Origin of the sequence: Herbaspirillum sp. UBA812 (assembly GCF_002296545.1) — a bacterium.
Taxonomy (GTDB): domain Bacteria; phylum Pseudomonadota; class Gammaproteobacteria; order Burkholderiales; family Burkholderiaceae_D; genus Herbaspirillum; species Herbaspirillum huttiense.
This window is the reverse complement of sequence record NZ_DBIC01000282.1, coordinates 871-12,761: the sequence shown is the minus strand read 5'-3', so window position 1 is coordinate 12,761 and position 11,891 is coordinate 871. Positions and strand designations below refer to the sequence as shown.

10 protein-coding genes are annotated in these 11,891 nt (G+C 63.8%); 7 read left to right on the top strand and 3 right to left on the bottom strand.

Annotated features, from left to right (window positions below):
- A partial coding sequence (locus B3873_RS19460) for a PrpF domain-containing protein (RefSeq protein WP_286868368.1) occupies positions 1-633 on the top strand: 633 nt, incomplete at its 5' end.
- An 87-nt stretch (positions 634-720) separates the two neighbouring features.
- Here B3873_RS19460 and B3873_RS19455 read toward each other — a convergent pair.
- The 3 genes from B3873_RS19455 to B3873_RS19445 form a co-directional block, all read right to left on the bottom strand.
- On the bottom strand, positions 721-927 hold the full coding sequence (locus tag B3873_RS19455; protein ID WP_039788137.1) for a hypothetical protein: 207 nt from the start codon (positions 925-927) through the stop codon (positions 721-723).
- A gap of 122 nt (positions 928-1,049) precedes the next feature.
- Entirely contained in the window at positions 1,050-1,799 is a 750-nt protein-coding gene (locus tag B3873_RS19450; protein ID WP_286868365.1) for a transporter, read from the bottom strand.
- A 522-nt stretch (positions 1,800-2,321) separates the two neighbouring features.
- A complete protein-coding gene (locus tag B3873_RS19445; RefSeq protein ID WP_286868362.1) occupies positions 2,322-3,254 on the bottom strand; it encodes an HDOD domain-containing protein in 933 nt (310 codons plus the stop codon).
- Positions 3,255-3,608: 354 nt separating this feature from the next.
- Between B3873_RS19445 and B3873_RS19440 the strand changes: the two genes are divergently transcribed.
- The 6 genes from B3873_RS19440 to B3873_RS19415 all read left to right on the top strand — a co-directional run.
- Complete coding sequence (locus B3873_RS19440) at positions 3,609-4,679, top strand: ligase-associated DNA damage response exonuclease (protein ID WP_286868360.1); 1,071 nt, start codon at positions 3,609-3,611, stop codon at positions 4,677-4,679.
- Positions 4,672-6,375: an ATP-dependent DNA ligase gene (locus B3873_RS19435; protein ID WP_286868358.1), complete on the top strand. Its 1,704-nt coding sequence runs from the start codon at positions 4,672-4,674 to the stop codon at positions 6,373-6,375. Before B3873_RS19440 ends, B3873_RS19435 begins: the two co-directional genes overlap by 8 nt.
- The gene (locus B3873_RS19430; RefSeq protein WP_286868356.1) at positions 6,356-8,914 is read left to right on the top strand and encodes a ligase-associated DNA damage response DEXH box helicase; all 2,559 of its coding nucleotides are present in this window, start codon (positions 6,356-6,358) and stop codon (positions 8,912-8,914) included. The genes B3873_RS19435 and B3873_RS19430 overlap by 20 nt, the downstream gene beginning before the upstream one ends.
- Positions 8,911-9,567, top strand: a complete 657-nt coding sequence (gene pdeM, locus B3873_RS19425; RefSeq protein ID WP_286868354.1) for a ligase-associated DNA damage response endonuclease PdeM — start codon at positions 8,911-8,913, stop codon at positions 9,565-9,567. The genes B3873_RS19430 and pdeM overlap by 4 nt, the downstream gene beginning before the upstream one ends.
- A gap of 61 nt (positions 9,568-9,628) precedes the next feature.
- Positions 9,629-10,432, top strand: coding sequence for a transporter substrate-binding domain-containing protein (locus B3873_RS19420; protein WP_039788146.1), 804 nt, complete (start codon positions 9,629-9,631; stop codon positions 10,430-10,432).
- A 290-nt stretch (positions 10,433-10,722) separates the two neighbouring features.
- Positions 10,723-11,891 (top strand): type VI secretion system Vgr family protein (locus tag B3873_RS19415; protein ID WP_286868352.1); only part of this gene is annotated, 1,169 nt, incomplete at its 3' end.

The window sequence follows — 11,891 nt, the reverse complement described above, 5'->3', positions numbered from 1 at the left end:
GGCGCCGGCGCTGCCATGTTCCCCACCGGAAACGTGGTCGATACACTGGAAGTGCCCGGCGTCGGCAGTTTCCAGGCCACCATGATCAATGCGGGCATCCCGACCATCTTCCTCAATGCCGACGAGATCGGCTATACCGGCACCGAACTGCAGGACGCGATCAACAGCGATCCCGCCGCGCTGGCGCGCTTCGAGACCATCCGCGCCCATGGAGCGATCCGCATGGGATTGATCAGCAAGGTGGAAGAAGCCGCGACCCGGCAGCACACGCCCAAGGTCGCGTTTGTTGCGCCGCCCAAGGAATATGTCTCTTCGAGCGGCAAGACCGTTACGGTACAGGATACCGACGTGCTGGTGCGTGCCATGTCCATGGGCAAGCTGCACCACGCCATGATGGGCACGGCTGCCGTGGCCATCGGCACGGCAGCCGCCATTCCCGGAACGCTCGTGAACCTGGCTGCCGGTGGCGGTGAACGCACCAGCGTACGCTTCGGCCATCCGTCCGGGACCTTGCGTGTCGGTGCGGAAGCGAAGCTGGAAGACGGCCAGTGGGTCGTCACCAAGGCCATCATGAGCCGCAGCGCGCGGGTGTTGATGGAGGGTTGGGTGCGGGTGCCGGGGGATGCATTCTGAGCCGAGGCTGCGGCCAGTAGCTGGAGACATGAAAAAGCCGGCCACCTTGCGGTGCCGGCTTGATCGGCTTGCGGGTCCAGGGTGGACTCAGACGCGGTAGATTTTCTCCCCGGTCTGGACGATCCTGAATTTCTCGTTGGTCAGGGGATCCAGCGCGCGACCATCAGCCAGCTTGTAACTGCGGCTGAAGGCCCGGGCCGCTTCATCGGCCTCGTCCTGTTGCGTCTGATACACCTCTACGTGGTAAGGTGCGCCGGTCTTGCCCTTGGCATCGAATTTTTCCACCAGATCCATATGTCGTCTCCTTAGTCGTGGCCTAGCGCCAAGGTCAACGATAGCAGATTTGGCGCGGCTTTCCAGCGCATTGCATGTTGCAGCGCACAGAGATGAAGCTTTGTGCGCCGTTGCCTGCCTCGTCAGAAGTGCAAGGTCACCCCGACACCGAACTGGCGCGTCACCTCGGCCTTGTTCAGGCCGAATTTGGCGCCGGCATCGATGTCCACCGTCTTGTTGGGCGACCAGATGGCCCCCACCAGGGCATACGAGGGCAATTTCCGGCTGGACGCGTCCTGATTCTGTGCCACGCCGGTATCGGCCACCAGACGCCATTGTTCGTTCAGCCCATACCAGACCGCCACCGAGGCGCGCCAGATGGTCTTGCGCTTCGTTTCCTGGTCAGTCTCCAGCTTGTACGGGCTGTAGCGCAGGCCCAGGTTGCCGTGCAGGGTCCAGGGGCCGGTCTCGTAGGAAGCGATGCCGGTCAGGCCCATGCCGTTGCGGCCGCTCCCCAGCCCCTTGCTTTCCTCGCCGCTGGGCATGAACAATTCCGGCTTGAGCGCCAGGGCCAGGCCGTCCGCCTCGTAATAGCGCCATTTGGCTCCTACAGAGACATCGCCCACCCCCGTACCGTTAGGCGACTGAAAGGTCTGTGGCAGGTTGAAGAACAGGTCGAGCTTGTCGGTGACACCATAGGTGAACGTAAATGCCCCGACGTGGCCGGCATCGCCACTCTGCTTGCTCCAGTCGGTATTCATTTCGAGCTGGATGCCGCCGGCCCCCTGCACGCCCGCATCGTCGGTGTTCAGCGGATGGGCCGCGAAGGCGGGATGGCTGGCTGCCAGCAGCAGTGCGGTCAGGCAGGACAGACGGATGGTGTTGTTTTTCATGAAAGACCCCACTTTCTTGTACTTTGTGTACTTTGTTTTGATCGGTACGGCATTCGCGTGGCCACACTGACACACCCGTGCCTGCCACGGACGTAACGGAGCACGCCGCAGGCGACGGGTACAGCAAAGTGGTCGGAGCGAACCGAAGGGAAATCGCGCCGCTGCCATGCCGGGACACATTAGCAAAGGAATTTGCCAGGCATTCCGGACAGGAGAGGCGCAGGCAAGGCCTTATTGATGAATATGTCCTCGTTGGTGGCTGCGGTAAATGCCGTGGCTTTTACGGAAGGAACATCAATCTGGCTGGGTTCATCGAGCCTTGCATGCGGCTGGAAGCGAAGTTCGGGCAGGGTCTGATGATGACGGGGAATGCCGGCTGCAGGCGGTTCCCGCAGCGATCCTGACGGTCAACAGAGGCGCTTCACTTCCAGAGCGAGGGGGATAGTACCATCGGCGACTGACAAATCAGCAACAAAAAACTTCGATTTTTCATGACTAAATCTGACGATTCTTGCAGATCCGTCACTCCGGCTTTTCTGCGGCGGCAGCCAGTTCGGTCCCGATCTCGCGCAGCACCCGGGTCGGCACCTTGAGCAAGGCACCCCAGTCACTCCAGTCCCATGAAACGCGGCCGCACAGGTACTCCAGGCTGGAGAGCGGCAGCTCGAAGCGCTCACCCAGCGCCAGCAGGCGCGGCAGCAAAGCTGGCCGTGCGGCATCGCCGGCCACGCAGACGTCGGCCACGCAGGCCGCCAGTTCCAGCAAGCGAATCAGACGCTGCTGGCGGTCTTCCTCGTCCATGCCGGTATTGTCAGCGTCGTGGTGATACAGCACCGTTTCACAGAAGAGCTTGGGGAAATGCCAGTCCTGCATCATCGCGGCGGCCAGCTCCAGGTGATTGAATCCGAACAGCGCCTTTTCTTCCTGGCGCAACTTGCTGCCCTGCACCCCGCTAGCCAGCAGTTCGCCATACCGCTTGGGACGGGCCGAAGCCAGACCCAGGCGGCCGATATCGGCCAGCAGGCCGATGGTGAACATTTCTGCCGGAGGAGCCACCTGCAGCAGGTCGCCCAACGCCTGGCCGGCGCAGGCCATGGCCGTGGAACGGCTCCAGAACAGGTCGTAATCGAATTCCTTGCAATCGCCGCGCCGTGCCGATTCCGTCAGCGATATGGCCAGCGCCATCTGGCGCACCGCGTGCAGGCCCACCATCAGCAACAGCTCGACATTGACGGCTGCAACCATGCGCCCCTTGTTGATGTTGGGGATGTTGGCAATCTGGATCAGGCGGCCGGCCAGTACAGGGTCGCCCTGCACCTGCGCCACCAGATCCGGCAGCGCGATGTCTTCCTGCTGGCACATCTGCATGATCTTCAGACGCACGCCGGAAGGCGCAGGCAAGACTTCGGAGTCTTGCAGTTCACGGAAAACCTTGGGATCGACGTAATGAGACATGAGGATTGGTGTGATTCTTTTGAGTTCGATGCTTGGCGCAAAGCCAATTGGAATTGACGACAAGCATACCCAAATAATAGCCGTTGTGCGTTGCATCATTGCAAACTGAAATCAAGTTTTATGCGTGCGTGCGACCTTCCCGCTGACAGAAAGGCAAGACAGGCACTGACAGCTTCCCGACCGGCTTGCCGTTAAGCTGACCGAGCGTGACAAGTAGCGGCAAATTTGCCTGAACCTTCATATAACTCGCGGCAAAGCCGGGACAAGGACGCGGCAGGCATGGACAAAGCCCGCCGGACACGGCACAACGGAGCCGCAACGATTTCGACAAGGCAGAGCGAGGACACATCAGCAATGGCAGGCAAGGAAGACATGGTCGTGGTACGCAAGGAGGGCCTCTATTGCGTGCCCGGCGACTTCTACATCGATCCCTGGCGACCGGTGGCGCGCGCGGTGATTACGCATGCCCACGCCGACCACGCGCGCGTAGGGCATGGCCACTATCTGGCAGCAGCGCCGGGGGCCGGCATCTTGCGTGCGCGGCTGGGCGCAGAGATCAACCTGCAGCCCCTGCCCTATGGCGAAACCATCACCCACAATGGCGTGAGCCTGTCTTTGCACCCGGCCGGCCACGTGCTGGGCTCGGCGCAACTGCGCATGGAACATGAAGGCCGCATCTGGGTAGCCTCCGGTGACTACAAGCTGGAAGCGGATGGCACCTGCGCCCCCTTCGAGCCGGTACGCTGCGACGCCTTCATTACCGAATCCACATTCGGCATGCCGATCTACCGCTGGCAACCACAGCGGGAAATTTTCGAGGAAATCAACCAATGGTGGCGCAGCAATGCCGCGGAGGGGCGTGCCAGCGTCTTGTTCTGCTATTCCTTCGGCAAGGCGCAGCGCATCCTGCACGGCATCGATGCCAGCATCGGCCCCATCGTCTGCCATGGCGCGGTAGAGCCGCTCAATCGCCTCTACCGCGAGGCCGGGATCGCCCTGCCGGAGACCCTGACGGTCGGCGAAGCGGAAGCCGGCAAGCGCGGCAAGGCGGCCGCCTACGCGGGCAGTCTGGTGATTGCCCCGCCATCGGCGGCCGGGTCGCCCTGGATACGCCGCTTCGGCGACTACAGCGATGCCTTCGCCAGCGGCTGGATGCGCTTGCGCGGCACGCGCCGCCGGCGTGGCGTGGATCGCGGGTTCATCCTCTCCGACCATGCGGACTGGCCGGCCCTGCACGAAGCCATCCACGCCACCGGTGCTGAACGCGTCATCGTCACCCACGGCCAAGTCGCCACCATGGTGCGCTGGCTGCGTCAGAACGGACTGGATGCCGGGGCCTTCGCGACTGAATACGGAGATGAAGAAATTGACGAGAACCCCGGCCCCGCCGCCGCCGTGACGGCGCAGGAAGGTGGCCATGCGTGAATTTTCACGGCTGTATGCCGAACTGGATGCCACCACCTCCACTACTCGCAAGCTGGCGGCCCTGCAGGATTACTTCGGCCGCGCCGATGCCGCCGATGCGGCCTGGGCGGTGTATTTCCTGGCAGGCGGCAAGCCGCGCCAGGCCGTCCCGACGGGCTTGCTCAAGCAATGCGCCATGGAATACGCGCAGATCGATGAATGGCTGTTCGAGGAGTGCTATCACAGCGTCGGCGACCTGGCCGAGACCATCGCCCACGTCCTGCCGCCGCCCAAGGGGTCGAGCGACCTGGGGCTGGCGCGCTGGATGGAAGAGCGCATCGCGCCCTTGCGCGGGGCCGATCCTGCCGTGATCAGCACCGCCTTGTTTGCTGCCTGGGATGAGCTGGACTGGCAGGGACGCTTCTTGCTCGCCAAGCTGATCGGCGGCGGTTTCCGGGTGGGCGTGTCGCGGCTGCTGGTCACGCGTGCACTGGCCAGCGTCGCGCAACTCGATCCCAAGCTGGTGGCGCAACGCATGGTCGGCTGGACAGATGGCCGCGCCCGTCCGGATGCACGCCGCTTCACCACGCTCATCGCGCCGGCGGACGGCCAGGATGCGCAGTTGCAGGGCGGCCAACCCTATCCTTTCTTTTTGGCGCATCCACTGTTGGAGACACCGGACACCCTGGGTCCGCTCTCGGACTGGCAAGTCGAATGGAAATACGACGGCATCCGCGCCCAGCTGGTGCGGCGGCAGGGAAGCAACTGGCTGTGGTCGCGCGGTGAAGAATTGATCACGGATCGCTTCCCCGAACTGGCCGTATTGGCCCTCCCGGACGGCACCGTGATCGATGGCGAGATCGTGATCCGCCTGCCCGATTCCGGCCCCCAGGCCGATCGTGTGGCCCCCTTCGCCGATCTGCAGAAACGCATCGGCCGCAAGAACCTCACCGCCCGCCTGCTGGCGGACCTGCCGGCCGGTCTGATTGCCTACGACCTGCTGGAGCAGGATGGGCAAGACCTGCGCAGCCTGCCCCAGCACGAACGCCGCAGCCGGCTTGAAGCGCTGGTGCAGGCCCATACAAGCCCGGCGCTGATGCTGGCACCGCAAATCGCCTCGGGCGACTGGGAGGCGCTGGCGCGATTGCGCAGCACCTCGCGCGAACGCGGCGTGGAAGGAATGATGCTCAAGCAACGGGAAGCCCATTACGGCATCGGCCGCACGCGCAATGTCGGCACCTGGTGGAAGTGGAAGGTCGATCCCTATTCCATCGATGCCGTGCTGATCTACGCCCAGGCCGGCCATGGCCGACGCGCCTCGCTCTACACCGATTACACCTTCGCGGTCTGGGATGCACCGGATGACCAGGGCGAACGCAAGCTCGTACCTTTCGCCAAGGCGTATTCGGGCCTCACCGATGCCGAAATTGCCGTGGTGGACCAGGCCATCCGCAAGACGACCATCGAGAAATTCGGCCCCGTCCGCAGCGTCAAGCCGAGCATGGTGTTCGAGATCGGCTTTGAAGGGATTGCGCTGTCCTCGCGCCACAAGGCAGGCATCGCCGTGCGCTTCCCGCGCATCCTGCGCCAGCGCCTGGACAAGACCATCGAGCAGGCCGATACCCTGGCCAGCCTGCGGGCGCTGCTGGGGCCGTCGGCCAGCCTGCTGCCTGAAGAAAAACAGAAAGAACTGCATCGTGCCACGCAAGACGACTAACTCCCGTGCGCCCGCACTGAAACGCGCAGAACAATGGTTCAGCCAGCGCGGCTGGGGAGTCTTCGATTTCCAGCGCGCCGTCTGGCAGGCCGCTGCCAGATGCCAAAGCGGCTTGCTGCATTCCGGCACGGGGTCGGGCAAGACCTATGCCGTCTGGTTCGGAGCCCTGCTCCATGCCGAGCCGAGGCTCGGCCAGCCTGACCTGCCCGCCAACGCTCCTGGCTTGCGGGTCTTGTGGATTACACCGATGCGCGCCCTGGCGGCCGACACCCTGCGCGCCCTGCAAGCGCCGCTGGCCGATCTGCTGCCGCACTGGCAGGCGGGCATGCGGACCGGCGATACCGCCTCCGGCGAACGTGCGCGCCAGATGAAATCCCTGCCGCAGGCGCTGGTGACCACCCCTGAAAGCCTGTCCCTTCTGCTTTCGCAAGCCGATGCCCGGCAGCGCTTTGCCAGGCTTGATGCCGTCATCGTCGATGAATGGCATGAGCTGATGGGCAACAAGCGCGGCGTGCAGGTGCAATTGGCGCTGGCGCGACTGCGGCGCTGGCGGCCAGGAATGGTGGTCTGGGGGCTGTCGGCGACGCTCGGCAATCTTGAGCAATCACTGCAAGCCCTGCTGGGTCCGGCAGCTGCCGAACAAGGCGTACTGGTACGCGGCGAACAGCGCAAGCGCATCGTCATCGACACCCTTCTGCCGCCGCAACCGGCACGCTTCGCCTGGGCCGGCCACCTGGGCATGCAGATGCTGCCGGCCGTGGTGCAGGAGATCGAGGCCAGTGGCAGTACGCTGGTCTTCACCAATACCCGGTCCCAGGCTGAACTTTGGTACCAGAATTTGTTGGACGCCCGGCCTGACTGGGCTGGCATCATCGCCTTGCACCATGGCTCGCTGGACCGCGAAGTGCGGGACTGGGTCGAGCACGGCCTGCGCGATGGCCGGCTCAAGGCCGTGGTCTGCACCTCCAGCCTGGACCTGGGCGTGGATTTCACGCCGGTAGAGCGGGTATTGCAGATCGGCAGTCCGCGTGGCGTGGCCCGCTTGCTGCAACGTGCCGGACGTTCCGGCCACTCCCCGGGTCGCAGTTCGCGCGCCACGCTGGTGCCGACCAACAGCCTGGAACTGGTGGAAGCCATCGCGGCCCAGGATGCGGTCGCAGCGGGCCGCGTGGAACAGCGTCCGGTACCGGAAACGCCACTGGACGTGCTGGTGCAGCATCTGGTCACCATCGCGCTGGGCGGCGGCTTCCAGGCCGATGCGCTGCTGGACGAAGTACGGCAAGCCTGGTCTTATCGCGATCTGCGCGAGGACCAGTGGCAGTGGGCGCTGGATTTCGTGGTGCGCGGGGGCCAGAGCCTGACCGCCTATCCCGAATACCACCGGGTGCGCCAGGGCGAGGATGGCGTCTACCGTGTGGATGTGCCCGCCATCGCGCGCCGGCATCGCATGAACATCGGCACCATCGTGGCCGATGCCAGCCTGCATGTGCAGTACATGAAGGGCGGACGCATCGGCACCATCGAAGAAGGTTTCATCGCGCGCCTGCGTCCGGGTGACCGTTTTCTCTTCGGGGGGCGGGTGCTGGAATTTGTCCGGGTGCATGAGATGACGGCCTGGGTCCGTCGCAGCACCGCCGGCAGTGGCGCGGTCCCTCGCTGGCAAGGCGGGCGCATGCCCTTGTCATCGACGTTGGCGCATGCCGTCCTGGATCGTTTGCAACAAGCCGAGCAACAGCACTTCGACGGCCCCGAGATGCAAGCCGTGCAGCCGCTGCTGGCCTTGCAGCATGCCTGGTCGGCGCTCCCGACGGGGGAGCGGCTGGTGGTGGAAGCCCTCAAAAGCCGCGAGGGGCATCACCTGTTCTTCTATCCCTTTGCCGGGCGTCTGGTCCACATGGGGCTGGCCTCGCTGCTGGCCTGGCGACTGGCCAGCACGCGCGCCGCCACCTTCTCCATTGCCGTGAACGACTATGGTTTCGAATTGCTGGCGGCGGACCAGGTGGAGATGGCCCGTCTGGCCCCGCAAGAGGCGCAGGACCTTTTCAGCGAAGAGCATTTGCTGGAGGACGTGCTCGCCAGCCTGAACGCGACGGAATTGTCGCAACGGCGCTTCCGCGAGATCGCCCGCATTGCCGGACTGGTCAGCCAGGGCTATCCGGGCCAGCACAAGAGCGCGCGCCAGTTGCAGGCGTCGTCGGCGCTGTTCTTCGAGGTCTTCCGCAAGCATGATGCCGGCAATCTGCTGCTCACCCAGGCCCAGCGCGAGGTACTGGAACAGGAGCTGGAACTGGAGCGCCTGCGCAGCACCCTCGCCGAGCTGCGGGCGCGCACCATGACGCTGGTGCAACTGGAGCGCCCTACCCCGTTTGCGCTGCCGCTGATGGTGGAACGCTTCCGCGAGAAACTCTCGACCGAGAAACTGGCGGACCGCGTCGCACGCATGCTGCGCGAGCTGGAAGGTGCCGCCGACAAGACCGCCTCTCGTGAACAACCCCTGCCCGCCGCACGGCGCAAGGCCAAGCCCCGGACTGCTGCATGATGCAATACCCGAGCTTCGACGGCGATGGCGCCATCCTGACCATGTTGCCGGAACGCGCCCTGCTGTGGCGCGAGCGCGGCATGCTGATCGTGGCCGATGTGCATTTCGGCAAGGCGGCGGCGTTTCGGGCGGGCGGCATTCCGGTACCGCATGGCACGACAAGTGCCAACCTGGAGGCCATTGATGCGCTGGTTCAGCAGCATGCGGTGCGTCACATCGTGTTCCTTGGGGATTTCCTGCATGCTCGCGCGGGCCGTGCTGCAGGAACGCTCGCGGCGCTGGCGCAATGGCGTGGCCGCAACGCGGGACTGACGATCACGCTGGTGCGCGGCAATCACGACCATCATGCGGGGGATCCGCCTGAAGCACTGGGCATGGAGCTGGTAGATGAACCCTGGCGGGTCGGCCCGCTGGCCTTTTGCCATCATCCGCAGACGGTCGACGGAGCGTTTGCCATTGTCGGCCATGTGCATCCGGTGTATCGCCTGTCCTCGGCGGGCGACAGCTTGCGGCTGCCCTGCTTCGTGGTGGATGGGCGCTGGGCCATGCTCCCGGCGTTTGGCGCGTTCACGGGCGGCTATCGTGTCGATGCCTTGCCGGGGCAGCGCATCTACCTGGCGGCCGAGGATTGTGTCTTGCCGCTACCGGACTGAACCCCCATGCAATATAGGGGTATCATCGGCGCGCTGATATTCATACGAGGAGACCAAGAAAATGACATCCAAACACCGCCTGCTGGCCCTTTCGATTGCACTCGGTCTGGGCGTGCTGGCCAACGCGCCGGCACAGGCCGATGCACTGGCCGACATCCAGAAGGCCGGCGTGGTGCGCATCGGCGTACCGCAGGACTTTGCGCCCTTCGGTTCCGTCAATACGGACCTGCAATTGCAGGGGCTGGACATCGATGTCGCCAAGCTGATCGCCCAGAAAATGGGCGTCAAGGTGCAACTGGTTCCGGTGGCCAGCGCCAACCGCATCGCCTATCTGCAGACTCACAAGGCCGATCTGGTCATTTCCACCCTGGGCAAGAATGCCGAGCGTGAGAAGGTGATCGATTTTTCCCAGCCCTATGCGCCCTACAACAACAGCGTGTTTGGCGTGGCGAGCGTGGCAGTCAGCGGGCCTGCCGATCTGGCCGGCAAGACCGTGGGGGTGGCGCGCGGCACTTTCCAGGATCTGCAACTGACCGATACGGCCCCCAAGAGCGCCACCATCAAGCGCTATGAGGACAACAACGCCATGATTTCGGCCTATGTCTCGGGCCAGGTACAGTTGGTGGGTACGGGCGACTTCGTCGCCTATGCCCTGGCGGAGAAGGCGCCCAACAACAAGCCGGTGCTCAAGTACATCATCCAGGAATCGGCCTGCAACGTCGGCTTGAACAAGGGAGAGACGGCCTTGCTGGGCAAGGTCAACGAGGTGCTGACGGCGGCCAAGAAGAGCGGCGAACTCAATGCCATCGTGCAGAAATGGCTCAATGTGCCGCTGCCGGCGAAGATGGCCAGCACGTTCCAGTAAAGAGCAAATCTGGTTGAAGCTTCATGTCGCCATGCTGCGGCATGAAGCTTTATTTTTCTCACCCATATTTCAGTCATGAATTAACGAACTTTTTCGATGGAGGGTGAAGGCCCGGATTGGCAAAATGCACGGCACAAAAATGAGCGGGCTTATTGCTGAGCGCCGCTGCCATGCAGCAGTCGATACGGGGGTAGCACGGGGACAACTTGATGCCAGCGTGGTGTTGAAGACCAACACACGGTCATTCGCGGCACAGCGCGAATGGCGGACCATCAAGATGAGGCTATCCCGTGACCCAAGATGCAGCACCGCCCGGCAGGCAGCACAGCGCGCCCGTTGCACCGCGCTTTCCTTCCACACTCCTTTCTGGCTTCCCCTCTTCGCTCTTCGGCCCCGGCCTGTCGCAACACGCGCGCCTGATCACGCTGGACAGCGCGCAGGAAGCCGGTCTGCCTGAATCCCTGGTCGTGGAGCGCTTCCACGGCCAGGAGAGCGTCAATGACAACTTCCAGTTCGACATCGATGCCCTTTCGGTTTCCACCGATCTCGATCTCAAGCAGTTCATCGGCACCGAGCTGACCCTGAGTCTGCTTCAGGCTGACGGCAGCCGACGCGCCTGGCATGGCTACTGCACGCAGGCTTCATGGCTGGGTGCTGATGGCGGACTGGCGCGCTACCGGCTACGGCTGGAATCCTTCCTCGCCTTCCTCGACCGCCGCCGCGACAGCTTCCTGTTTCAGGACATGAGCGTCACCGACATCGCCAGCGCCGTCCTGAAGGAATACCCGCAAGCCAATTTCGCTCTGGATGTCACCCAGACGCTGTCCAAGCGCGACATCTGCACGCAATATCGCGAGAGTGATTTCGCCTTCCTGCGCCGCATCCTGGCCAGCGAGGGCCTGAACTTCCGCTTCGAGCATCAACAGGAGGGTGAGCAAGGCCAGGCCTCCGGCCAGCAACAGGCGCGACACAAGCTGGTCATCTTCGACCGCGAGGCCAAGGCACCTGATCTGCCCGGCGGCGATACGCGCATCCGCTTTCACCGTATCGCCGCCACTGAGGCCAGCGATGCCATCACCGACTTCAGCGCCGTGCGCAGCGTGCGTTCCAACGCAGTGGCGCTGGCCAGTTGGCATCCCGAGAAGATTTCTTCACCGTCGGCCGAAGAGAACTCCAGCCTGGATGCCGGTGAAGTCCCTGCCCTGCCGGTCTACGACGGCACCGGCCAGCAGGACTTTGCAGACCAGGAGGCGGCCGCGACCCATGCGCAGTTGATGCTGCAGGCCTTGGAAATGCAGAACAAGCGCTTTGAGGGCGCGGGTGCGGCACGCCAGCTCAGTGCAGGAACGCAATTCACACTGAGCCAGCATGAGCGCTATCCCGAAGGCGAGAACCGCTTCAAGCTGCTCTCGGTCAGCCACAGCGCCCGCAACAACTTCGACAGCAACATTGCCCAGCT

Coding starts and splice junctions, on each gene's coding strand:
- B3873_RS19450 (WP_286868365.1), bottom strand. CDS start 1,799: ATGAAAAACAACACCATCCGTCTGTCCTGCCTGACCGCACTGCTGCTG.
- B3873_RS19435 (WP_286868358.1), top strand. CDS start 4,672: ATGCGTGAATTTTCACGGCTGTATGCCGAACTGGATGCCACCACCTCC.
- B3873_RS19455 (WP_039788137.1), bottom strand. CDS start 927: ATGGATCTGGTGGAAAAATTCGATGCCAAGGGCAAGACCGGCGCACCT.
- pdeM (WP_286868354.1), top strand. CDS start 8,911: ATGATGCAATACCCGAGCTTCGACGGCGATGGCGCCATCCTGACCATG.
- B3873_RS19445 (WP_286868362.1), bottom strand. CDS start 3,254: ATGTCTCATTACGTCGATCCCAAGGTTTTCCGTGAACTGCAAGACTCC.
- B3873_RS19440 (WP_286868360.1), top strand. CDS start 3,609: ATGGCAGGCAAGGAAGACATGGTCGTGGTACGCAAGGAGGGCCTCTAT.
- B3873_RS19420 (WP_039788146.1), top strand. CDS start 9,629: ATGACATCCAAACACCGCCTGCTGGCCCTTTCGATTGCACTCGGTCTG.